This window comes from Saccharicrinis fermentans DSM 9555 = JCM 21142, assembly GCF_000517085.1.
Classification (GTDB): domain Bacteria; phylum Bacteroidota; class Bacteroidia; order Bacteroidales; family Marinilabiliaceae; genus Saccharicrinis; species Saccharicrinis fermentans.
Genome location: NZ_KI912107.1, coordinates 75,379 through 100,465 on the forward strand (window position 1 = coordinate 75,379; position 25,087 = coordinate 100,465).

The 25,087-nt window shown below is 36.8% G+C and carries 19 protein-coding genes; 12 read left to right on the plus strand and 7 right to left on the minus strand.

Features of this window, described 5'->3' with window-relative positions; translation table 11 throughout:
• Positions 1 to 183 precede the first annotated feature (183 nt).
• Positions 184 to 546 (minus strand): DUF3276 family protein, encoded by a 363-nt coding sequence (locus tag CYTFE_RS0100400; RefSeq protein ID WP_027470187.1) that lies wholly within the window; start codon positions 544 to 546, stop codon positions 184 to 186.
• A gap of 379 nt (positions 547 to 925) precedes the next feature.
• On the opposite strand from CYTFE_RS0100400, the gene nusB reads away from it, so the two are divergent.
• The 8 genes from nusB to CYTFE_RS0100440 all read left to right on the plus strand — a co-directional run bounded on the left by nusB (position 926) and on the right by CYTFE_RS0100440 (position 6,558).
• Entirely contained in the window at positions 926 to 1,873 is a 948-nt protein-coding gene (nusB, locus tag CYTFE_RS0100405) for a transcription antitermination factor NusB (RefSeq protein ID WP_027470188.1), read from the plus strand.
• A gap of 82 nt (positions 1,874 to 1,955) precedes the next feature.
• Positions 1,956 to 2,276, plus strand: coding sequence for a DUF1573 domain-containing protein (locus CYTFE_RS0100410; protein WP_162150062.1), 321 nt, complete (start codon positions 1,956 to 1,958; stop codon positions 2,274 to 2,276).
• A 15-nt stretch (positions 2,277 to 2,291) separates the two neighbouring features.
• Positions 2,292 to 2,612: a preprotein translocase subunit YajC gene (gene yajC / locus CYTFE_RS0100415; protein ID WP_027470190.1), complete on the plus strand. Its 321-nt coding sequence runs from the start codon at positions 2,292 to 2,294 to the stop codon at positions 2,610 to 2,612.
• 56 nt (positions 2,613 to 2,668) lie between these two features.
• Positions 2,669 to 3,691, plus strand: a complete 1,023-nt coding sequence (locus CYTFE_RS24295) for a CdaR family protein (RefSeq protein ID WP_152541731.1) — start codon at positions 2,669 to 2,671, stop codon at positions 3,689 to 3,691.
• Entirely contained in the window at positions 3,688 to 4,278 is a 591-nt protein-coding gene (gene coaE / locus CYTFE_RS0100425; RefSeq protein WP_027470191.1) for a dephospho-CoA kinase, read from the plus strand. The genes CYTFE_RS24295 and coaE overlap by 4 nt, the downstream gene beginning before the upstream one ends.
• Positions 4,279 to 4,364: 86 nt before the next feature.
• Entirely contained in the window at positions 4,365 to 5,102 is a 738-nt protein-coding gene (locus CYTFE_RS0100430; protein ID WP_044212679.1) for a TerB family tellurite resistance protein, read from the plus strand.
• 99 nt (positions 5,103 to 5,201) lie between these two features.
• A complete protein-coding gene (locus CYTFE_RS0100435) occupies positions 5,202 to 5,654 on the plus strand; it encodes a DUF5606 family protein (protein ID WP_235208123.1) in 453 nt (150 codons plus the stop codon).
• Positions 5,655 to 5,982: 328 nt separating this feature from the next.
• Positions 5,983 to 6,558 carry a DUF6515 family protein gene (locus CYTFE_RS0100440; protein ID WP_027470194.1) on the plus strand — a complete coding sequence of 192 codons (576 nt, stop codon included), beginning with the start codon at positions 5,983 to 5,985 and terminating at the stop codon, positions 6,556 to 6,558.
• Positions 6,559 to 7,548: 990 nt separating this feature from the next.
• On the opposite strand, the gene CYTFE_RS0100450 is transcribed toward CYTFE_RS0100440, so the two are convergent.
• The 3 genes from CYTFE_RS0100450 to CYTFE_RS0100460 all read right to left on the minus strand — a co-directional run bounded on the left by CYTFE_RS0100450 (position 7,549) and on the right by CYTFE_RS0100460 (position 11,251).
• A complete protein-coding gene (locus tag CYTFE_RS0100450; RefSeq protein WP_027470196.1) occupies positions 7,549 to 8,907 on the minus strand; it encodes an MATE family efflux transporter in 1,359 nt (452 codons plus the stop codon).
• A gap of 333 nt (positions 8,908 to 9,240) precedes the next feature.
• Positions 9,241 to 10,545, minus strand: coding sequence for an NCS2 family permease (locus CYTFE_RS0100455; RefSeq protein WP_027470197.1), 1,305 nt, complete (start codon positions 10,543 to 10,545; stop codon positions 9,241 to 9,243).
• A gap of 10 nt (positions 10,546 to 10,555) precedes the next feature.
• A complete protein-coding gene (locus tag CYTFE_RS0100460; RefSeq protein WP_027470198.1) occupies positions 10,556 to 11,251 on the minus strand; it encodes a DUF5020 family protein in 696 nt (231 codons plus the stop codon).
• A gap of 379 nt (positions 11,252 to 11,630) precedes the next feature.
• Here CYTFE_RS0100460 and CYTFE_RS24300 point away from each other — a divergent pair, with 379 nt between their 5' ends.
• Positions 11,631 to 13,697 (plus strand): putative porin, encoded by a 2,067-nt coding sequence (locus tag CYTFE_RS24300; RefSeq protein WP_044212682.1) that lies wholly within the window; start codon positions 11,631 to 11,633, stop codon positions 13,695 to 13,697.
• A 92-nt stretch (positions 13,698 to 13,789) separates the two neighbouring features.
• Positions 13,790 to 15,214 carry an MltF family protein gene (locus CYTFE_RS0100470; protein WP_027470199.1) on the plus strand — a complete coding sequence of 475 codons (1,425 nt, stop codon included), beginning with the start codon at positions 13,790 to 13,792 and terminating at the stop codon, positions 15,212 to 15,214.
• On the opposite strand, the gene CYTFE_RS24305 is transcribed toward CYTFE_RS0100470, so the two are convergent.
• From CYTFE_RS24305 to CYTFE_RS0100485, 3 genes are all read right to left on the minus strand, one after another.
• Positions 15,165 to 15,839, minus strand: a complete 675-nt coding sequence (locus CYTFE_RS24305; RefSeq protein WP_044212683.1) for an NUDIX hydrolase — start codon at positions 15,837 to 15,839, stop codon at positions 15,165 to 15,167. The two genes, CYTFE_RS0100470 and CYTFE_RS24305, sit on opposite strands and share 50 nt — an antisense overlap.
• Positions 15,840 to 16,470: 631 nt before the next feature.
• Positions 16,471 to 17,715: an ABC transporter permease gene (locus tag CYTFE_RS0100480; RefSeq protein ID WP_027470200.1), complete on the minus strand. Its 1,245-nt coding sequence runs from the start codon at positions 17,713 to 17,715 to the stop codon at positions 16,471 to 16,473.
• 157 nt (positions 17,716 to 17,872) lie between these two features.
• A complete protein-coding gene (locus tag CYTFE_RS0100485; RefSeq protein ID WP_027470201.1) occupies positions 17,873 to 19,072 on the minus strand; it encodes a pyridoxal phosphate-dependent aminotransferase in 1,200 nt (399 codons plus the stop codon).
• A gap of 183 nt (positions 19,073 to 19,255) precedes the next feature.
• On the opposite strand from CYTFE_RS0100485, the gene CYTFE_RS0100490 reads away from it, so the two are divergent.
• Both CYTFE_RS0100490 and CYTFE_RS0100495 read left to right on the plus strand, forming a co-directional pair.
• Positions 19,256 to 21,973: a DUF5686 family protein gene (locus CYTFE_RS0100490; RefSeq protein WP_027470202.1), complete on the plus strand. Its 2,718-nt coding sequence runs from the start codon at positions 19,256 to 19,258 to the stop codon at positions 21,971 to 21,973.
• 348 nt (positions 21,974 to 22,321) lie between these two features.
• Positions 22,322 to 24,949: a valine--tRNA ligase gene (locus CYTFE_RS0100495; protein WP_027470203.1), complete on the plus strand. Its 2,628-nt coding sequence runs from the start codon at positions 22,322 to 22,324 to the stop codon at positions 24,947 to 24,949.
• Positions 24,950 to 25,087 lie beyond the last annotated feature (138 nt).

The window sequence follows — 25,087 nt, forward strand, 5'->3', positions numbered from 1 at the left end:
AGAATAACGCAGTATTTGGAGTTTTCTTGCAAAGACTATTTAACAGCTAAATAAATATTTTTTTCACAGCCCCAACTTTGGGGCGCGATCCCAACTTCTGTTGGAGATTGCAATTTGCTGCTATATTGTAGGCAAAAAAAAAGCTGCCAGTTGGCAGCTTAAATCTTTATATAAGTGAAGCTGTTATTCAGCTAAATCCTCAAATTCTACGTTGGTGTACTCGTTGCTGGGTATAGCCTCAACTAGTTGTTCTTCGGAGTCTTCTATAAGAGGTTGGTTTTGTTTAATGTATTCAACAGCTTCCAATAACCCATCAGAGAATTTTTCGAAATCTTCCTTATAAAGGAAAACTTTGTGTTTTTCAAAATGAAATCTTCCGTCTTGTTCAAACTTTTTTTTACTTTCTGTAATTGTTAAGTAATAATCATTTTTACGAGTAGCCTTAACATCAAAAAAGTAGGTTCTTTTTCCTGCTCTTACTGCTTTTGAAAAGATTTCTTCTCTATCATTCTTTTCAAAACCTTCTTTTTTCTCATATCCTTCCATCGTCAATCAATTAGTTGTTTTGATATAAAATACACTAGTTTGTTGTTTGCAATCCAAAAATGGGAATTATTTTTTAATTAATCTAACCTTTATGAACAAAATTTACTATAATCATTAATAAATGATAATAAATACTTGCTTTTTTGCGTCAATATGTACTCAATAATTGGGTAATCAATTACTAAAAGAAGGGTTGGGGCTTATTTATATTTATCGGTATGGATAATATTGTGTTATTTATTGTGTTATTTTAGAGGTTTGTATTCAAAATTGTAAAAGTATACATACTTTAATGTTTTAAAAATTCTTTTTTTTATGGTATGATATGAAAAAAGACCTATTTTTGCCGCATAATCAATTATTAAAAGTTCTTTGAGAAATGTTAAATAGAAGACTACTTAGGGTGAAAGTGATGCAGGTTTTGTATGCACACTATCAACATAATGAAACCACCATCCAAAATTCTGAGAAAGAATTATTTCACAGTATTTCCAAATCTCTTGATCTATATTATTTGTACATTCTTCTTTTGTTAGAAGTGAGAGATTATGCCATAGGTCGCATAGAGTTTGGAAAAAATAAAAAAATGGCATCCGCAGAGGAACTGAATCCGAATACTAGATTTGTAACCAATAAGGTGCTTTCTAAATTTGCAGAAAGCGAAGATGTCCGCACATTTATGGATCAAAAAGGCAACAACTGGGCAAATTATAAGGAAGTTGTTAAGAGTCTGTATACCGAAGTGATCAATTCACAGCAGTATAAAGATTATATGTCGAATACCGAAAGTTCATTCGAGATAGATAAGAAATTCATAACAAAGTTATTGGAAAAGGTAATCGCTTATTTTGAACCCTTATATCCAACTTTTGAGGAACAAAGTATTTACTGGAACGATGAGGTGGAATTTGTGCTGAGCATGGTGGTGAAAACCGTAAAAAGCATGGAAGAGGATGCTCCAGTGAAGGTTATGCACGAATTCAAAGATGAGGATGATGAGGCCTTTGTAAAGCAGTTGTTTAGAAAGGCAGCGGTGAACCATAACGATTATCTGGAATTAATAAAAAAACACTCCAAAAATTGGGATGTGGATCGTGTTGCTTTCATGGACATCATATTAATGCAGATTGCATTGGCTGAGATGGTGGAATTTCCGAATATACCCATTAAAGTGTCCATGAATGAATATATCGAAATTGCTAAACACTATTCCACTGAAAAGAGTGGGGTTTTTATCAATGGAATATTAGATAAGGCCATCATTGAGCTTACGGAAGCACAAAAAATAAAAAAAGTAGGAAGAGGTTTGTTGGATGGGGCAAAATAAAATCGTTTGTATTATATTAGTGCTTGCAATATTTTTGTTAGGGGGATGCCATAGTGGTGCTTCGAAGAAACAAAAAATGCCGGTGAAAAATAATACACAAGTTACTTTTGAAAAGACATCGCATGTTTTTGGCAAAGTAATTGGTGGAGAAACCGTGGGATGTTACTTTGGTTTTACCAATACAGGAAAGTATCCATTGCTTATAAATAAGGTGGATCCCGGTTGTGGATGTACAAGTGTTAAATATCCGCAAGAACCTGTGTTGCCAGGGCAAAAAGCAGAAATAGAGGTGAGGTTTGATTCCAGTGGTTTCTCCGGGTATCAATATAAAGTGATACAGGTGTATGCCAATATCGAAGATAAAATGAAAGAATTGGTTGTTTCGGCCAATGTTATAAATTAGATAAATTAGTTTAAAATGATCTTACAAAGTATTTTTTTACAAGCTGCCCCTGCCGGAGGGCAAAATATGTTAACATCTATCTTACCATTTGTTTTAATTATTGTGGTTTTTTATTTCTTTATGATACGTCCTCAAATGAAGCGTCAAAAAGAATTGAAAAAATACCGCGAAGAACTTAAAAAGGGGGATAAAGTAATAACTACTGGTGGAATCTATGGTAAAGTGTCCGAAATTAAAGAAGGATACGTGAATGTAGAAATCGCCAATGGGGTTACTGTTAGAATCGACAAGTCCGCTATTATTATGGATATGTCAGATGCGCAAGCAAAACGATAACAGATAATTTTTTTATATGAGGCCAATAACTAAATTTGTGGTTATTGGCCTTTTTTATGATGGAACGTTTAAAAAGTAATATCGAAAAGTGGTTTGTCGCAACCAAAGAAACCTTTAGGTCGTTTAGGCAAAATCGTGACCTTTTAGCATTTCTTTTGTTTCTGATATTATCCACTGGTTTATGGTTTTTAAATGCTTTGCGCAAGGAGTATACCACCACTATTACATATCCTGTAAAATATGAGGAATTTCCGGATGACTTTATTTTATTGGGAAAGCCGCAAAATAAATTGCAATTAAAAATTAAGTCTTTGGGATATAGTATATTGCCTTATCATTTGGGTAAGATTCTTGATCCGGAACCCCTGGATGTTTCTTCGTTCCGAAGAATCAAGAATGGGAATAAGTATGGTGCTTATCTATCTACAAAAGATTTACTGAACGATTTTAGTGATAAGTTGTCTAATGGTGTTGAATTGATGGAGATATATCCAGATACTTTATTCGTGTTTTTTGAAAAGAAGGAAAAACGAAAGGTGCCTGTTATGTTTGATGCTAAACTGAGTTTTGAACAACAGTTTTACCAATCAGGCCTTATCTCTCTTAAACCTGATAGCGTTGAAATATCCGGTCCCGCTTCATTGGTCGATTCTATTGGTTTTGTTAGAACGGAGTATACCAGTTATGTGGGATTGAAGGACTCGTTGTTGCGTAATGTGGCACTGGAAAAAATACATAATGTGGAGCTTCATCCCAATAGGGTGGTTGTGAATATACCGGTGGAAGCTTTTACCGAAAAGAGTCTTACGGTTCCTGTTGACCAGTTAAATATACCAGATAGCTTAACCTTAAAGAGTTTTCCAGGTGATATTCATATCACCTTTACAGTGGCAGCTAGTCGCTTTAATGATATAAAAGCCTCGGATTTTTCTGCGGTGGTTGATTTTAACCAAAGTGAGGGTATGCGATTACCGGATAGGTTAAAGATAAAACTGTTGGAGAAACCTGAAGGGGTAAAGAATGTAACATATTCACCTCTGTTTGTGGAGTGTTTGTTTGAAAAGTCAAAAAAGAAATGATTAAAGTCGGAATAACGGGTGGTATTGGTAGTGGAAAAACTACCGTAAGTCATATTTTTGAGGCTTTGAAAGTGCCTGTTTATTGTGCCGATATGGAAGCAAGAAAGTTAACCGATGTGCACCCGGATATAGTAGCTGGTGTGAAAAAACTATTTGGCAATGACATTTATATAGATGGTCGGCTGGATCGTAAAAGAGTGGCTGCCTTGGTATTTGCAAATAAGAATCTTTTGTCGGAACTGAATAGTATTGTGCACCCTCTTGTAAAAGAGCACTTCAACAACTGGGTGAAGCATTGTCATGCGAAATGTGATTATGTGTTAAAAGAAGCTGCCATATTGTTTGAGAGTGGTGGAAATCAACAAATGGATAAGGTTGTTACCGTCACAGCTCCACTGGAACTTAGAATAAAAAGGGTGATGAAACGGGATGGATTGACTGAGAAAGAAGTAAAAGATCGGATCCTTCATCAAATGCCTGAACAGGATAAAATCCGCATGTCTGATTATGTGATTCAGTGTAATGATAAGGATCTGGTGATTCCTCAGGTGCTTCAAATACATCAATTACTTTTGCGTCAATCATGACAGATGGATTGCTTTGGCACGAAAAATGATAAAAGAGTGATATGAATAACAGATCTTTGTATAGGATCATTCCAATATATTGAATAATGAATATTTTTAAAATTTCAGGCTCTTCATTGTTAGGGGCAGGATTGGGTTGGTGGTTCGCCGGACCCGTAGGGGCTGTCTTGGGTTTTGTACTGGGCTCTTTTGCCGAAGGGGTATCTGGAGAATTGGCTACGGAAAATAGAACAGAAGGTAATCCTAGGGATGGATTTGTGGCGTCTTTGCTGGTGCTGATTGCAGCGGTAATGAAGGCTGATGGAAAGATTGTTAAGTCGGAATTGGATTTTGTTAAAGCATATTTGCGTCAGGCTTTTAACGAAGAAAAAGCTTCGGAAGCCTTATTGATGTTGAGGGAGATATTGGAACGTGATATTCCCTTGCAGCAGGTCTGTAGGCAGATTAGTGCAAATGTGGATTATAACTCCAAGGTGCAGCTTGTACATATGTTATTTGGCGTGGCCAATGCCGATGGTGCAATACCTGCCAGTGAGCAAGATGTTATTCGTTTGATAGCAAGCGGACTGGGACTTTCGACACGCGATTTTGAATCGGTCATGAATATGTACGTAAAAAGTACTGAGTCGGCCTATAAGATATTAGAAGTGGATCCAGCGGCTAGTAATGATGAAATAAAAAAAGCCTATCGAAAAATGGCCGTAAAGTTTCACCCTGATAAGGTAGCTCATCTGGGTGAGGAGTTTCAGGCTTCGGCCAATGAGAAGTTTCAGAAAGTGAATGAAGCTTTTGAAACCATTAAAAAACAAAGAGGCTTTAATTAGCTTGTTAAATAATTTGTAGTTCATCCTATTCTGTTATTTTTGCAGTGAATTTTTAGACCCATAAAAAACAACAGGGAGTTTAATCGAAAAAAAAATGTAATGAGTGAAATGTTAAAGGGAATATTGGCTGTTTCAGGACAAAGTGGATTGTTTAAAATGATTTCACAAGCAAAAAACAGCATTATAGTTGAGTCATTGGTTGATGGGAAAAGAATGCCGGCTTATGCAACATCCAGAATTAGTGCGTTGGAGGATATTTCGATTTTTACCGAAGAAGCGGATGTGAAATTGGTCGATGTTTTTAAAAGTATTTTCGAGAAAGAGAATGGAGGACCATCTATCAGTCATAAGGTATCTGCGAATGAGTTAAAAAGTTACTTTGCTGAAGTATTGCCCGATTATGATAGAGATAGGGTATATGTTTCTGATATCAAGAAGGTAATTATGTGGTACAATTTATTGGTAGATAAGAATATCTTTAAATTTGGTGAGGAAGAGGAAGCTAATACCGAACAGTCTGTGGAAGCAGCATCGAAGGAAGCTAAAGCATAGAAAAGAACGCAAAGCTAAATAGCTTATAAATGATAGCGGGTAAAATCAATAGGGTTTTGCCCGTTTTTATCTTAAAACACACAGATGCTTTGAAATTTTATTTGCAATATGAAGAGTAAACTTTTTGTTTCATGGCAACCTCTGTAATGTGCCTCCTTTTTTCGAAGTATATCATTAAATTCATCTTATTTATAGGTGAAATCCAGTTAACCATCTACTTGTTTTTTTATTCCTTGTAATTTTAAATATCTTTAAAATTAGTATAATATAACGGAGTCGTAAAAAATGACCCATAAAATAAGTTGAACTATTTTGAAACAAATACATTATGAAAATATTATTAAAGACATATGTAATATCATCATTACTTTTGGTAGCACTTACATCTCAAGTATCAGCTCAATCCAGACGTTATACGAAAAATAAGAAAGAATCAAAAGTTATAATTAGTAAGAGAATTCCGAGCACAAAAGTCAAGTACAAAAAACCAAGTAGAAAGGTTGTTACAGTTCGGTCGCTTCCTGCAAAAACAGTTATTAAGCACAAAGGACGCATGTATTACTATGCTAATAATAAGTATTATACCCGATCTAGTGATCGTTATATTGTTATTGCCCCACAAGTTGGGTTTAGAATTAAGGTCTTGCCCTCAAATTTTAAAAGGGTGCATTTTAATAGCTATGATTATTTTTATGCAAATGGGATTTTTTATACACAAATTGAGGCAGGATACGAAGTTGTTGAACCAAAAGTTGGTACCATTGTTTATGAGTTGCCGAACGATTTTGAGAAGGTAGTAATTAATGATGAAATCTATTATGAATATGCTAATATCTTATATGAAAAAGTACAAGTCGATGGTACAAGAGCCTATGAGATTGTTGGTATTATTGATATGGAATAGATAGGATATATGTGTTTAGGTTTATTACAACCCATAATTAGTAAATGTTAGTAAAATTTCTATTTGAGCTAACCGAAGATAAGGATATTGTTAACTTCATAAATATGAAGTCATCCCTTGCGAATACCAAATATGGGTAAGTGCTCCCGTACGTATAAGCTTATCATTTACTTTCAGGAAAGTTTCATACCTCTTTTGTTGTGGACCAGAAATACCTTTCCGTTTGGCAGTAGCTATTATTTGTTTTTTTTATTGTTTTCTCACTGTATCTTTCGGTTTAGAAATTTGCAAGAAAAACATTCAATTTTAGCCATGAGCCTTCTGGAAATAGACATGTGTTTTTCAATATTGAATTTGATGTTTGGTATCGTCAAAGAGCAGGAAGTGACGGACACGATATAACATTAAACGTTCTTTGTAAATTTCAGGGTGTAATGTCCTATAAATAGGATGGCAAAATATATGACAAAGGAGATGTACATGTTAATAAACTGTTTCAAGAATTTAATTCGAGAACTATTTATGTAACACCTACATTTTCAAGTAAAAAGACTTGGTCAACTATTTTACAAACTGATATTCATTAAAAGGAATACCGTATGGCTTCTCAATACAATTTAAATTCTGTTGGAAGGTTTGGCTTCTGCTTATAATATAGATGAGATCATTTCTTATTTAGAAAAAGCGATACAATTGAATTGGAGAGCGAATCAACTTCGTAAACCTGATTTTATTGTTAACTATATGAAGGATTTAAAAAGGGAATTAGAATATTTGGATAAAATTAAATATAGTATTTTCTTATATGTGTTTGTTAATGATAAAAATAAGTCTCCGAATCTAAATGGAATAAGACTCTTATGTTTATTGAAAGATAATAAATACATATTACTTTTATTCCAGAAAAAGAGAAGTTGGATGTTTTTTTAGCTGTTTGGGGATTGATTTTTATATTTAACCAGATTGGCGTTGATAGGTAGTGTCAGACGATCAAATGTCTTCGTATTTGGGTGTTTGATGCTTGATAACACCTTTACGTTTCCATTTGCCGCTTAAATAATACATTAAGGAACCGATCATTCCAAACGTCCAACCTGCAGGTATGGCCCACCAAATGCCCTCTACACCAAATGCCCTTGAGAAGAATATGGCCAAAGGAATTCGGATGATCCAAAGTGACATCAGTGTGATAAACATCGGAATTAGGGTGGCTCCTGCACCTCTTAGGACACCATGTAATACAAACATGGTTGAGAATATAAGGTAAAAGGAGCTGACAATTAGAAGGTAACTTGAGCCATAGCCAACAACTTCAGGATTGTTGGAGAATAGGCCCATTAAAGGCTTGCTAAATAAATATGTCATCAACATGACCACAAAACTGATGCTCCATGACATGAAGAGAGTTGCCCGTAGGCCTTTTTTGATACGGTCAATCTTGTTGGCACCCAGGTTCTGACCTACAAAGGCCGATAGGGCAGAGGCCAGATTTAAAGCCGGAAGTGCTGCCAGGGAATCAATTTGTCCGGCAACAGTATAGGCGGCTAAGACAGTGGAATCAAAATTGTTTACGATGCGTATCAGTGCCATCATACTCAATGCAATAAAGGTTTGCTGAAATCCGGTAGGCAAACCAATACGTAAGCTCTGTTTAAACAGTTCCCAGTCAAAAACCCATTGTTTTAATTTGAATGAAATGATATGCTGTTTCTTTTCGAGATATATTATTGCCTGGGCAAAGGCAATAAATTGCGAAATGACAGTAGCTGCTGCAGCAGCTTTGATTCCCCATTTAAAGACAGCTACAAATAAAATATCTAGTATAATATTTAAGATCGTTGCAAAGATCAAAAAACGTAGAGGGGTTTTAGAGTCGCCCAGACCTCTTAGTATGGACGAAGTTCCATTAAAGCCGAAAAAGGCAATCATCCCTGTCATATAAACCGTAAAATATTCGACCGATTGTGGAAGTACATCTTCGCCCACATTGAGAAGTCGAAAAATATCTTCACTAAAAAAAATGCCAATAAACATGAGTACTATACTGGCAAAAAATAGAAAGGTAAAAATTGTTGTGATAGCGCGCTTTACTTTTTCGGTTTCTTTGGCGCCGAAATATTGCGAAATAACGATGGTTGCACCGCTACCGATACCAATCATAAATGAGATAAGTGCATAGAAAATGGGAAACGAAGCTCCTATGGCAGCCAATGCGGTGTCGTCGATGTAACGTCCTACAATAATCCTGTCAACTACGCTATAAAGCTGTTGGAATAGATTTCCGAGTACCATGGGTAAAGCAAAATGATAAATAAGTTTTGCTTCATTTCCTACTGTAAGGTCTTTCATGCAGAAATTTGATGTTATTGAATGATCTCTAGAACTAAATCAAAAGAAATATGTCTGTTAAAAGTTCATTTTAATGGTGCCTTCACAAAGCCTTTATGTAAATAATTAGTTTGTAAAAACTTAGAGATGGTGGTTGTCTGTGTTTTTTTTGTTCATAAGAATTTACGAAGCACGCCTACAAAGCAACACATTTAATTAGTTTCGTACAATTTATTTTTGGCCATTTTTTGAGGAAAGAGAAGTTGTGAATACGCAAAGTCAGTATGTGTTTGTTACCAATAAAAAACGCCTTGGCAAAAAGGCCAAAGCGTTTTTATGGTCTCGCGAATATGATTAATCCATAAAGATGAATTTCATCACAAATAATATGGCTAAAACATAAGAGATGATTGATATCTCCTTGTATCTACCTGTAAACAGTTTTAAGATTACGTAGGATAACATACCGAATACAATACCTTCTGCAATTGAAAATGCCAATGGCATCATAATAAGCGTGAAAAAAGCGGGTATTGATTCTGTGTAATCGTCAAAATTAAGATTTTTCACCGGGGTCATCATCATAACACCAACCAATACCAAAGCAGATGCTGTAGCGGCTGCCGGAATCATTAGAAATAAAGGCGACAAAAATAATGCTACGATGAATAAGCCTGCCGTTGTAAGTGCTGTTAGACCGGTTCTACCTCCTTCGGCGACTCCAGCAGCTGATTCCACATAGGTTGTTACGGTTGAGGTACCCAGGGCTGCTCCCAGTGTGGTTCCGATAGAGTCGGCCATAAGTGCTTGTTTTACATTGGGTATGCGACCGTCTTTGCTTAGCATGTTGGCTTTGGTAGAAACACCAATCAAGGTGCCTACTGTGTCAAACATATCTACAAATAGAAAGGTGAATAAGACGGTAATCATAGTAAAGATACCTTCGCCCGTATTGATCCAGTCCCACTCAAATTGCCAGGCAATGGAAGAGATGGAAGGAACGGAGAAATCAAAGTGAGGTAATTCTGTTACGTGAATGGGAATACCCACAATTGTGGTAACGATCATACCGATCAGTAAGGCTCCTCTTACTTTTAATGCCAATAGTATACCTGTGATGGCGATGCCGCCTAATGCCAGCAATACTTTAGCCGATTGCATATCACCTAAGTGAACAAAAGTAGCTTCGTGGGCTACGATAATGCCGGCATTCTTCATTCCGATAAAAGCAATAAATAAACCAATACCCACCGAGATGGCATTTTTCATACTTGTGGGGATGGCATTGATAATTACCTCACGTATGTTAAATACGGTCATTAGTATAAACAAAATTCCTTCAAGGAATACAGCGGTTAATGCAAATTGCCAAGACATACCCATGCCCAGGCAAACACCAAAAGCAAAGAAAGCATTTAAGCCCATGCCCGGAGCTAGTGCAAAGGGTAATTTTGCCCATAAGGCCATGACTAAAGTACCCAGAGCTGCCGATATGGCAGTGGCTGTAAAAATAGCTCCCTTATCCATGCCTGTTGCAGAGAGGATGTCTGGGTTCACAGCTAAAATATAAGCCATGGTCATAAACGTAGTGATACCGGCAATAACTTCGGTACGTACGTTTGTCTTATTCTTTTTTAATTGAAAAAATTTCTCTAACATATCTTGTTAATTAGAAAGTCCACTTGGCGGCTAAGGTTGGATTAATTACAAATTTGTCATCTGCAAAATTATTGCTCATCTCTATTTCAGTACCCAGTGAAATGGTTTTGTTGAAATTGTACCAAAATTGTGGTTCAGCTAGGAAAACAAATTTCTCATCATTGAAATAGTTGTCTTCTCTCCAGAAATCGGCAAAACCAGTTACAGATATTTTTCTGTCTGCAAAGTGAAGTCCCCATACTGCTGTTAACTGAAAGCCAAGAAGGTTTTCTTGAGAATAGTCTTCATTGATTTTTCCATCCTGTATATGCTTAAGGTTGGCTTGTACTGTTAGTATCTTTGAAAAATCAGCATTATTGAAAGTGTATTGAGCACCTACTAACCAGGCATTTTTAATAGCTCCGAAATAGGCATTTCCACTATTGAACTCAATACGAGGCTCAAGTTTTTGTGTCTCGTTCCATTTGAAACTTCTGGCTATCTCCATATAAGCCAAAGAAACCCCATTGTCTACTCCTCTTTTGTCAGTATCATAGTCAAGATCAATAAAAAAGAAAGTGCTACCCATCTTGTCTGGTTTGAACATCTCAAAGGTAGTGGTGAACATTTGACGTTCTTCACCAAAATCGTAGTGCAATTGTACATTTTGGGCTTTCATGGTGCTTACAAAAGCTAAAACCAATGCAACAAATAAAAGTTTTTTCATTTTTAAAAGTTTTCTAGGCTACAGCAAACTAAAGGCAAAGGCTATTTTGTGATAAAATAACCATATTGTTAGTTTATTGTAGAAGTGTGTAATTATTTGAGTATTAAAGGCGCAAAAATAATTTAAAATCGTCATCTTCAAAAAAATATATGGTAATTTACTGGAGGAATGTAAGGTATGGGGTGTTTTTTTTAAAAGGGATTATTGGGTAAGGTGCATGTAATAAGTACTTTAAGTTGTGATTAAAATCATTTTGTCTGCGATGAAGAATTAATTTGAATGAATCATTTTATTTGGTGTAAAATTTGTTTAGACATGGCAGTTAAATACAAATGAGCTAGTTGTTGGCTCGAAACAATTTTTTCTATCTTTGCGCACAATGAGTAAAAAATGGACATATTTAGTTTTTCTGTTGACTTTCGCGGTCAATGTACTTGGTCAAAGAGGTCTGTCTCCGGGAGGAAAGGGGCAGGATGAACATGAAGCGAATAACAAGGGCGTACAGGTGGCTCCTGAAGATAGATTACGGTCGTGGAGACTGTTGGATGATTTTACCTTGGTGGACTCTCTGGACATAGATACTGTTACCACCGGTTTTCAACAATACGATCCAATTTATAAAAATAGCTTCTCTAATATTCATTTAGGTAATATCGGAGGCGCTTATACATCCAATCTGTTATCGTTTAAAAATGATGATAACGAATTTATATTCTTAAATTCGTTACAGGCTTATTTTGTACAGCCTGAAGATATTAAGTTTTACAATAGTAAAGTGCCTTATACAAACCTTACATATATATATGCAGGGCCAAAACGAAGGTCGGAAGAAAATGTATCCGCTTTTTTTACGCAAAATATTAATAGACGGGTGAATCTTGGTTTTCATTATAACTTGGTTTCGTCTATTGGGTCATACAATGCGCAGCAAACAGACAATCGTAATTTTAATTTTTTTATGAGTTATAATGGCGATAAGTATAATGTGTATGGCGTGTTGGCTTATAATAAAATTGAACACTACGAAAATGGTGGACTGGATGATGATGACCATGATGTTATTTTAAATCCTGACGATTATGGATACGACCAAGCAGAAAATATTCCCATCAAATATTCTGATCAAACCAATACAATAGAAAATTATCAGTTTTTTGTAAGCCAATCCTTGGGTATAGGTAAAATCAAATTAAACAAAGGGAGTGTTTTTCATAAGGATTCATTGACAGAAGTGTCTGCTGGATCAGAATCGGTGGAAGGGCAGGATGAAGAGGTGCAGCTACCGGTGAGTACCGTGTATCATACTATGCACCTAAGTAGCTATAAAAGAGCTTTTAAAATAGATGATTTGTCTAATTATATGGATGCCGATGGTGTACTTCCCATTTATAATACCAACTACGATTATCCATTGACCACAGGTGATACAACCATCTTTACCAATTTTAAGAACACCTTTCAGATTAAGTTTAATGAGGAGGCTAATTCTTTGCTCCGTTTTGGAGTGCGAGCTTATGTTACCAACGAAATTAAAAATTATAAATACCAGATTGAGCCTACCATTAATGAGAGTCAGGATGAGGCAATCTATCACTACGATACCAAGAGTTTGGTCAGTACACATATTGGGGGACAGATTTTTAAGAATATTGGTAAAAACTTTTGGTGGAATGCTGGAGGAAAGCTTTATGTGCAAGGGTATAAAGCAGGAGATATTTTATTGGAGGGGAATTTGAATACTTTATATAAAGTTTTTAAGGATACTGCAGGGTTTTATGCCAGAGGTAAAATAGATCTCAGTCAGCCTGAGTTTCTTCTTGAGAAATATTATTCTAATCATTTTAGTTGGGATCAAGTTTTTAAACAAGAAAAAGAGGTTGATGTGGAGTTTGGAATAAAAATACCGACACGAAACTTTAAGTTGGCATTTGAATCTAAATCCTTAACAGATTATATTTATTGGAATAACGAGGCTGTGCCAGCCCAATCGTCGGAGCTTATAAATGCCTTTCAGGTGTCACTGTATAAGAATTTTAAAGTAGGAGCCTTCCATAGCGATAATAAGTTGGCATATCAATATACTTCGCATGAAGATCTTTATCCTCTGCCTGATTTTGCGGGACTATCTTCAAATTATTTCGATTTTTATCTAGCCAAGCGTGTTTTGAATGTTCAGATTGGGATGGATGTGAAATATCATACCGAATATTATACACCGACATATATGCCGGCTACCGGTCAGTTTTATCTGCAGGATAAAATGAAAATAGGAAACTATCCTTTTATGGATGCATTTATGAATCTTCAGTTAAAAAGAGCCCGTATTTTTGTGAAGTTTGATCACTTTAATCAAAGCTTAATGGATAGAAACTACTTTTTAACAGTGGGTTATCCTTATGCGCCGATTCGTTTCAAATGGGGTATCTCATGGAACTTTTACGATTAAAGTGTTTTTGTTTGATGTGTTGCTCGTCAAAGGTAATTTGAAAACAGTGTTTTTTCGATTATATTTGTCCAGCTAAAGATAAACAATTGTGTATGAGACGAATTGTGAAATCATGGATTTTGCTTATGTTGGTTTTGGTAGCTTGTACTACCGAAACAAAGAAAACAAAGCAGGTAGAGATGGATACAGAAGTGGATTTTGATTTGGAGGGTATACAAGAACGGGGTAAGCTAAAAGTGGCTACTGACTATAATTCTACCAACTACTTTATTTATAAGGGTAGACCTATGGGATACCAACTGGAACTGTTGGAGGAGTTTTGTAATAACCTGGGTATTAAGTTGGAAGTGAAAGTTAGTAATGATGTGCATGATAATATCGCCTACCTAAAGTCCGGTAAAATAGATTTAATAGCACAAAATCTCACTGTTACGCGAGAGCGAAGCAAGGAGATACAGTTTACTGAACCGCATACTTATTCACGTCAGGTGTTAGTGCAGCGTAAACATGAGAAAAAGGACAGTGCCAAAGCAAAGATTAGGTTTAATCATTTAATCCGTAATCAGCTCGATTTGGCCGGAAAAACCATTTATGTTCAAAAAGGTTCTTCGTATGTTACGCGTTTACGTCATCTGGCAGATGAGATAGGTGATAGTATTAATATTGTCGAAATCCCGGATTACGAAGCGGAACAGTTGATAGGACTGGTAGCCGAAGGTGAAATTGCCTATACTATATGCGATGAAAATCTAGCCAAGGTAAATTTAAACTATTATAAGAATATTGATGTGGAAACAGCCATTAGTTTTCCGCAAAAGATAGCCTGGGGGGTGCGCAAAAACTCGCCTGATTTGCTTCATGTGGTTAACAATTGGTTGGTACGCTTCCGAAAAACGACCAAATATAGGTTGATTTATAAAAAATATTTCGAAAATAGACGTTCTACACATATTGTGGATTCGGGTTTTAATTCCATAAAAGGAGGTTTGGTATCTAAGTTTGATGATATCATTAAAAGAGAAAGTGCTACTATTGATTGGGATTGGCGCTTGATAGCTGCCTTGATCTATCAGGAGTCGCGGTTTTTACCTGAAATTAAAAGTTGGGCTGGAGCACAAGGCCTCATGCAGTTGATGCCGGAAACAGCCAAACGCTTTGGAGTGCACGATATCACCTCGCCTCAGGAAAATATACGTGGTGGAATACAATTCCTGAAATGGTTAGATTCTAGATTGGCCTTGCGTATCGATGACCCTGAGGAACGGCTGAAATTTATTTTGGCTTCTTATAATGTGGGACTAGGACATGTGTTGGATGCTATGCGACTGGCTGAGAAAAATGGTAAAAACCCCAAGGTGTGGGAAGATAATGTGGATTTTTATCTGTTGAATAAATCTAAGCCTATCTATTTTAATGATCCGGTGGTTCAGTTTGGATACTGTAGGGGTGAAGAGCCTTATTTGTATGTCACTGAGATTCTGGATCGTTATGAACATTACAAGAACTTGATGGAATAGTATCTAGCTTGCAAATAAGTTCCTTTAGTTCGCTGATTATCATGGCTGTGGCACCCCATATTTGATGGTTGTCAATGTTGAAATAGGGTGCTCTTATTTGTATGCCTTGTACTGTTTTTATAAGTAAATCAATGGTTTCCGGAGCTATCAACTGAGTTACCCTGGCCTCTATTATATCATCTACCTCATAGGAGTCGGGTGTAAATATTGGCTGTTGTGGTAGATAAGCAATATAGGGCGTTACGTTAAAATTGCTGTTGGGTATGTAGGTGGGCGTTAAGCGACCGATTATTTGTAGGTTTTCTGGTCCAACTCCTATCTCTTCCCATGTTTCGCGTAATGCGGTGTCAAGTAAGTCTTTATCCTGAGGTTCAAATTTTCCGCCAGGCAAGCTTATTTGGCCACTGTGAGGTCCGTTGTATTTGGGACGCTGGATAAAAGGGATGTATAATTCATTGTTTTTTAGGTAAAATAATATTAGCACACTGCTTTCTCTGGTTGGGTGTGTATTGGGTGTCATATGACCTGTAAAACGAATATTGGGCGACATTTTGTTTTGTGCATATGCCCCGGGTAAAGCCTCTTTTAAACGTTCTGCAAGTTGATGAATGAAATTATCTGGCATATTTATCTTATTCTTAATAGAGCAATTAATATACTAAATAAAACGGAAATATTTACACTTACTTGCTTGTTTTTATTCAATGGAATAACCTTATTGTCTTTGTTGATGGCAAAAAAAATGCCGGACGTTTCCAGCATTTTTTCTCATTGTCTTGTCTTTAATTTAAACCTTTTGTATTAAATACATAGAGGGTATAAGTAAAAACCATGCCATAAGATCTAAGTGTCTGATAAATAATTTATGTAATAGTCTGTAGTGCTTGGTGGTCAAGGTGTAGGGGTGAAAAAAAAGTTGAAGGTCAGGTTGTTTAGCTCTTGTGTGCTTCTTGTGATAAGTGTCCGATATCGTTCAGTAGGTGTACGAAGCAGAACATAACAACGGAGTGGTGTGCTAATTCTTTCTTGGTATTAGCCTTTCGCCAATGTCGGCCTTGGGTGTATTGTTGTGGCCTGTTCTGTGGTTCATTTGTTGGTAATTGAGTATTTAAATGGGAATAACTCATTGGTTGAAAATGATTGGATACCGTTTCTATAATTAAAAGTCTACATGTGTAGTGTAAATTGTTTTAATTCATGGTATTCCCGCCTTCATGAAAAAAAACGTTAAAAAATGGGTAAATATATCACTTAAGTTAATCAAAGCGTATAGCTTCCACTGGTGTAATTTTTGTTGCCAGATACGATGGTGCTATCATCATTAGGTATGAGACTACAATTGTACCCATATTAAGGTATAAAATGTGTAGTAAATTTAGGTGGATGGGAACAGTATTCAGGTAGTAATTTTCAGGATCTAATGAGATGATACCAAAGTATTTTTGTAGAAGACAAATAGAGATGCCTATAAAATTTCCAATGAGTACGCCTTTGGCAATGATAAAGGTAGCTAGGTATATAAAAACCTTGCGTATGTTATGATTCTGCTTGCCCAGGGCTTTTAATATACCAATCATGGCGGTGCGTTCCAGTATAATAATTAGCAAACCGGAGATCATATTGAACCCGGCTACCAAAACGATTAATATGAGTATAACAGCCACATTGGTATCCAGTAGGTTTAACCAGCCAAATATTTGTGGTTGTTGTTGTATGATGGTTGTGGTACGCAATAAGCCGCCATCGGGAGAGATTTTAGAGGCGGCCAATAGATCTATTTGAGAGGACAGTTCAGGGATGTCATCGAACTCGTTTAATGTTACTTCGTAACCTGTAACCTGATTGTCGTTCCACTTGTTTAATTTTATGATATGGCGTATATCTACAAACAAAAATACCTTGTCAAACTCGGGTAAGCTGGAGTCGTAAATGGCAGAAATACGAAAGTTGCGCGGTCTGATTCTATCTTGGAAAAAATAAGTGGGTACTTTATCGCCTATTTTTAATTTTAGCAGACGTGCCAGTGTGCGTGAAATAATAATGTCATTGGATGTCTTTTCTTGCGTGACATCCGGTTTTTGTCCTTCTACAATAATTTGGTCAAAGTAATCCCAGTTAAAGTCCTTACCAATGCCTTTGATAATGACCCCTTGTATGTTTTCTTTTGTTTTTAGTAATCCGGGTTTGGTTGCGAATTCTTGCACATTTTTTACTCCCGGAATTTTTAAAACTTGGTTCACAAATGCAGAGTCTCGTTCAATGGGGTTGGTTTCGTATGAAGAATTGTAGTCGTAATTGACTATTTGTATGTGGGCGCCAAATCCTATGATTTTATTTCTGATTTCCCTTTTAAAACCTGTTCCTATGGATAGAGAAAGAATCATGACTGTTATACCTAAAACAATACCAATGGTAGCAACAGTAATGATAGGACCCGATAATTTTTTACCGGTGATTTCTCCTTTTCTGATTTTGTTGGCTATGTATAAATTGAGGTTCAAAACAATGGGGCATTTTAAGTAAATACAAAAAACACCCCAAAGATAATGATTCGTCCTTAACAACAAACATCTTCCATATGGCTTCTCTAGCTTATTTATTATCTAAGCCAAAAGTCATTGTATATTGTTTCTTATGACTGCCATGGATTCTTGTTGCTTAATTTATTTTTCCGGGGTATACTTCCAAGGCTTTTTCAATGACAATCAGTGCTTTTTTTAGCTCTTCTACATTAAGAACGTACGCTATTCTGACTTCGTCTTTTCCTAGATAGCGGCTGCTGTAAAAGCCAGAACCAGGGGCCATCATGACGGTTTGACCTTGGTACTCAAAATCACTAAGAATCCACTGGCAAAAATGCTCAGAATCTTTTACTGGTAATTTAGCCATGGTATAGAAAGCTCCCTTGGGAATCAACGATTTTACACCGGGTATCTTATTGAGTCCTTCCACCAGTACATCCCTCCGCTGAAGATATTCTTTGTAAACATCGGCTGTGTACTTAGGTGCCACATCTAGAGAGGCGATGGCTGCTATTTGACCAAGTAGAGGAGGACTTAATCGTGCTTGCGCAAACTTTAAAGCGGATGAGATAAGTTCTTTGTTTCGGCTAACCAAAGTGCCTATGCGAATGCCACATTCACTATAACGCTTGCTAAAAGAGTCTATGAGTACCACGTTTTCTTCAAGGCCTTTCAGGTTTAGGGCAGAGAAATGCCCTCGTTCGTCGTAACAAAACTCCCTGTAGACTTCATCAGAGAGTAAAAATAAATTATTTTGTAATACAATATCCCTAAGCTGGTGTAATTCCTCTTTAGAATATAAATAACCGGTTGGATTATTGGGGTTGCATATGAAAATACCTTTGGTTTGTGGCGTAATTAATTTCTCAAATTTTTCAATGGTTGGAAGGGCAAAGCCCCTTTCAAAGGTTGAAGAAATGGGTTTTATGTTAATACCCATGGCATTGGCAAAGCTGCTGTAGTTTGCATAAAAAGGTTCAGGAATGATGATTTCATCGCCAGGATTAAAACAACAGAAAAAAGCAAATATAAAGGCCTCTGATCCTCCTGTCGTTACCATAATCTCTTCCTTCGAGAGTTCAATGTTTTGTGCACGATAGTAATGGGTAAGTTTTTCACGTAAAGCAGGAATACCCGCAGAGTCGCTATATTCCAACACCTTTCGATCAATGTTTTTAATGGCATTTATTGCAACTTTAGGAGTATGGATATCAGGCTGACCAATGTTTAAGTGATATATTTTAATACCCCTTTGTTTTGCACTGTTTGCATAGGGTACTAGTTTGCGTATGGGCGAAGCGGGCATGTCGTACCCGCGTTTAGAAATAGATGGCATATTAATTTTTATTTGTGGTGGCCAAAAATGAAGTGACAAAAGTACCTAAAACCTGTCATTTATCATATTTTTGACGCTGAAATTTAGAAATTGTGCTTTGTTTGTTGATGTTAAGGGAAATTATCTATTATATTTATCGTGTAACTATTGGGCTGGTTATGCGTTATATTCATTGAACCTAGAATGAAAATGATTGATATGCCAAGTGTGGAGTCTCCCCAGAATATAAATATTTTATTAAAAGGTCTTGTTAAACTTGATCGGAGGAAACTGATCGTTGTGTTTTTTTTGTTTATCCTGTTTAATTTTGGTTCCTATGCTCAAACCCTGTCCGGGGTGGTTACTTCTTCCGATGGAGCTCCTATTCCTTTTGCTTCTATCTATATTAAGGAATTAACAACGGGTACCACTTCTAATTTAATGGGAGAATATAGTGTTGAACTGCCTTCGGGCATATCTCATGTGTCGTTTCAGGCCTTAAGCTTTGCAAAGGTTCAGTTGGAGGTGAATATGGAGGGGCATGATATCGTGAAAAATATTGAATTAAAGGCACAAGACTATAAGATAAAAGAAGTGAGGGTGTTTTCGGGAAACGAAGACCCAGCTTATGGAATTATCCGGAAATCCATTGGTCTGGCACCTTATTTTCTTAGACAGATCAAGCATTATAAAGCCAATGTGTATTTGAAAGGTGGCTTTGATATGAATAAGGTTCCACGTCTTTTCCGAAAACAATTGAAAGAACAAGGAATTGAAGAGGGAAAAAGTTACCTGGCCGAGTCGGTCAATGAAATTACATTTAACTCACCCAATCGTTATGTGCATAAGCAAATATCTAAACGTTCCACGATTCCTAATGATGGAGAAGATGAAGTGTTGGGTTTTTTAAATTATAGTTTTTACGACTCAGAAAGTGATTTGGCCATTTCTCCCATATCGCGTAAGGCTTTGTCTTTTTATAAATATAGGTATGAGGGCTTTTTTCAAGAGGGTGATTATTATGTAAATAAAATTAAAGTAATACCCAAGCGTAAAAACCAGAAGCTTTTTGCGGGTTATATCTACATTGTTGATAAGCTTTGGAATTTACATTCTGTAGACCTGCTTAATGAACAGTTTTTTGGTAAGATCCGAATCAAGCAAGTGCAAGAGCAAGTGAAGGGTAAGGCCTGGCTGCCTGTGAGTCACCATTTTGATGTGGATGTAAAAATGATGGGTTTTAATGTTGAGGCCAATTATGGTGGATCGGTGAAATATGATGAGGTGGAGTTAAATAGTGGCTTGCCTGTGCCTTCGTCGCTTAAAATAGCCTATGCCGAGGTGGAGTCGGAACAGGCCTTCTTAAGAGAAATGGAAGCGGAGAAGCCGCTGAGTAAAAATCAGCAAAAGGTGGAGGCACTCTTGAAAAAAGACGATTTGAGTAACCGCGAAATGATGAAACTATCACGCTTGATGGAAAAGGAAAATAAAAGTGTAGAGTCGCTTGGAAAGGGCTTGAGACTGGAATCTCAGGATAGTTTGTATCAAATTGTGAGAGATACCGTGAGTGCTGATGCTATTGATTGGAACGAGATAAGACCTATTCCGCTTACTAAGAGTGAAATAGAAAGTTTTGGTATCCGCGATTCATTGACACTGGCCCTGGCAGGAATGAATGCAGACAGCGTAGACTATGCGAAGGAGCCTTCGGCCTTTAGCAAAGGTTATGGTAAAATTTTATTCGGAGGGAAACACTACTCATCTGATTCTACGTTCAGAATAAAATATGATGGCTTGTTGAACCCAATGTCTTTTGGATTTAATGCGGTGGATGGTTTAACTTTTCATCAAAAATTTAAAATCAAAAAATTATTAGATCCCAAAGGTAGAGTGGATTTTTTCCCTGAACTGAAATATTCCTTTGGGAGAAAAAATATGATGTGGAAGTTACGCAGTGTGTGGGGAGTCGACTATATTACGCATACTAAATTTTTTATGGAAGGAGGACAGTGGAGCAGGGATTTTAATGGAACAAGTGGTATTTCTCCTTTTGTGAATATGGTTTCGTCGCTTTTGTTGAAGGACAATTATATGAAGTTATATAAGGATAACTATTTTTTATTAGGAGGACGCAGCTATATTGCCAATGGATTAATGTTTAATCTTCAGCTTCGTTATCAAAACCTGCATAGAATGGAAAATAGTACCCAGTATTCTCTGGCCTATCCAGGTAGAAACTATAGAGATAATAACGAGGTATTGTATCACATGGATCCGGAGCTGTTTAGAGGGCGAAGAGCCTTGGATGTGGAAGCTCAAATAGACTATACCCCCAAGTATTATTATAGAATTAATGGTAACTATAAACGCATGGTGCATTCGGATTATCCTACTTTTATGCTGCGTTATAAGGGTGGATTTAGTGATTTGTGGAGTGCCGATTCTCGTTATGATTTGTTGGTGTTGGGTATCAGTCAGAAGTTGGAATGGAGCTTTATGTATCATTTAACTTATGACATGAGTGCCGGGTATTTTTTTGATCATTCATCCATGCATTTTTCCCATTTTAAGCATTTTAATACCAGTGAAATACCTGTTTCGTTTAAGAGCTGGGAGCGTAACTTTAATTTGTTGAATGATTATGAGTATAGTACCAATGAGTGGTATTTGGAAGGCCATTTTAGTTATTCAACCCCTTATTTGTTGATAAAAAACATACCATTTTTACAAGATAAACTTTGGAATGAAAATATCTACCTAAGTCATTTAACACAAGCTGATTTTAGAAATTATAATGAGGTAGGTTACGGTATCAGTCAGCTCTTTTTAGTTGCCAATATTGGTGTGTTTGCCGGGTTCGAAGAGATGCAGTTTGAGCGGTGGGGATTTAGGCTTAGCTTTAATCTAGGAAGCCTGGAGTAGCTGAGCCTACCTTTAATGTTCCTCCTTCTTTAAGAAAAAGGTGTTAGGGTGCATTGAAACAAGTTAGCGGGTGACTTGATTGGTAGTGGTTTTAATTTGATATAGATTTTCTAATATACTTTATGGATTAATTCCAACGATCCATGTTAAATATGTGCCTGGTTTTGACAGAAAGTAAAAAACTCCCATCAAAAGCTGGGTGGCATTATTCTCCATTCTTTTAATTTTTATATTTTTGCAACTTATTAATGAAGCAAATAAGTTAGACGATTATATAATAGATACTGTGGCGACCTTTATCGCACTCTTGTCTCTTATCTAAAAATCTAAAAATCTAATTAAACAAATATGGAATTAGCAAGCACGTATAATCCTGCCAACACGGAGGATAAGTGGTATAAGTATTGGATGGATCATAAATATTTTCATTCAGAACCGGATGAAAGAGAGCCATATACTGTCGTCATTCCACCACCGAATGTAACAGGAATGTTACATATGGGGCATATGCTAAACAATACCATACAGGATATATTGGTGCGTCGTGCACGCATGATGGGTAAAAATGCGTGCTGGGTGCCCGGTACCGACCATGCTTCTATTGCGACGGAAGCTAAAGTGGTAAATAAATTGAAAAATGAGGGGATTGATAAAGCTGACCTTTCGCGTGAGGAGTTTCTAAAACATGCTTGGGACTGGACTGATAAACATGGCGGTATCATTTTGGAGCAGCTAAAGAAACTAGGTGCTTCATGTGATTGGGATCGCACTTGCTTTACCTTAGATGAAACACGCAGTGAGGCCGTTATGGATACCTTCGTAAAGCTTTATGAAAAAGGACTTATTTATCGTGGTGTTCGTATGGTGAATTGGGATCCTGCCGCTCTAACAGCTGTTTCGGACGAAGAGGTGGTTTATAAAGAAGAACATTCTAAGTTATATTATTTACTTTATAAAATAGAAGGTGAGGATGAATATGTTACTATTGCAACAACACGTCCAGAGACTATCTTAGGAGATACAGCAGTTTGTATTAATCCCAACGATGAACGCTTTCAGCATCTGAGAGGAAAAAGAGTATTGGTGCCTTTAATCAATCGTTCTATTCCTATTATTGAAGATGATTATGTGGATATGGAGTTTGGTACAGGATGTCTGAAGATTACGCCGGCTCACGATTTGCATGATTATGAAATTGGAATGCGTCATCATTTGGAAAGTATTGATATTTTAAATGATAATGGAACACTGAGTGAAGCAGCTCAGCTGTTTGTAGGTAAAGATCGCTTTGTGGTTCGTGAGGAGATTATTCCTGATTTGAAAAAAGCAGGAAACTTGTTGAAGATCGAAGACTACGATAATAAGGTGGGGTGTTCTGAAAGGACAGGTGCTGTGATTGAACCTAAGCTCTCAGCCCAATGGTTCTTGAAAATGACTGACATGGCCAAAGTGGCTTTGGATGCAGTGATGAATGATGAGGTTAAATTTCACCCTGCCAAGTTCAAAAATGTTTACCGTCACTGGATGGAGAATGTGAAAGATTGGTGTATCTCACGCCAACTTTATTGGGGACACCGTATTCCGGTATATTACCTGAATAATGGCGATTTTGTGGTGGCCAAAAGTAAAGAGGAAGCCGTACGCCTAGCACAGGAGAAAAGTGGAAACACCGCATTGACCATTGATGATTTAAGACAGGAGGAAGATGTGTTAGATACTTGGGCTTCCAGTTGGCTATGGCCTATTTCTGTATTCGACGGTTTTAACCCAGAAAAAAAAGAGATCGATTATTATTATCCCACCAGTGATTTGGTGACGGGGCATGATATTATTTTCTTCTGGGTGGCTCGTATGATCATGGCAGGTTATGAGTTTAAAGGTACCTTCCCTTTTAAAAATGTGTATTTTACAGGGATGGTACGTGATAAACAAGGTCGTAAAATGAGTAAACAGTTGGGTAACTCCCCCGATCCGTTGGATCTGATTGCTAAGTATGGAGCAGATGGCGTTCGTGTGGGTATGTTGCTTTGTTCTCCTGCCGGGGGTGATTTGCTTTTTGATGAAGGATTGACCGAGCAAGGGCGTAACTTCTCCAATAAAATCTGGAATGCCTTCCGATTGGTGAAAGGTTGGAGAGTGGATGAATCATTGGATCAGCCCGAAAGCGCAGCCAAAGGTATTGAGTGGTTTACCCATAAGTTGAATCAAACAATTACTTTGGTGAATGATCACTTTGATAAGTTTCGTATATCGGATGCTTTGATGAGTGTTTATACTTTGTTTCGCGATGATTTCTCTTCTTGGTATCTTGAAATTGTGAAACCAGGGTATCAACAACCCATTGATAGTTGTACTTATCAGGCAACCATCGAAAATTTTGATAAAATATTACGATTGCTTCACCCTTTTATGCCTTTTATCTCGGAAGAGATATGGCAGCTATTGGATGATAGAAACGAAGGGGAGAGCGTGATGGTGGCGGATATGCCAAAGCCCGATAAAGTGGATGAAGAGTTATTGGCAAGTTTTGAGCTAACACAGGAAGCTATTGGTGGCGTTAGAAATATTCGTAAGCAAAAAAATATCCCTCATAAAGATAGTATCGCTTTGAGTATTTTGGATAATACAGGAAGCTATGATAAGACTTTTGATGCCGTCTTGGCTAAACTGGCCAATGCTGAGGATATAACCTTTGTGAATCAAAAAGTAAATGGCGCATTGTCGTTTATGGTTAAAGCCAATGAATATTTTATTCCCATGGGCGACTTGATTGATGTGAAAGCAGAGATTGAGCGTCTGGAAGCTGATTTAAAATATAACAAAGGCTTTTTGATTTCGGTTACCAAAAAATTGAGCAATGAACGCTTTGTAAATAATGCCCCCGAAAAGGTAGTGGCCATTGAGAAACAAAAGCAAGCGGATGCAGAGGCCAAAATTAAAGCCTTGGAAGAAAGTATTGCCAATTTGAAGAAATAGAAGATTATTGCCAATTTATTACAATCTGAAAAGAGCTGTTTCTTGCCTAAGGAGACAGCTCTTGTTGGTTTGCCGTGCATGGCGAGTGACTTTAAAATGGCGAGTTGTTAATGTTGTGGAGTTTTAGTAAATTGATTG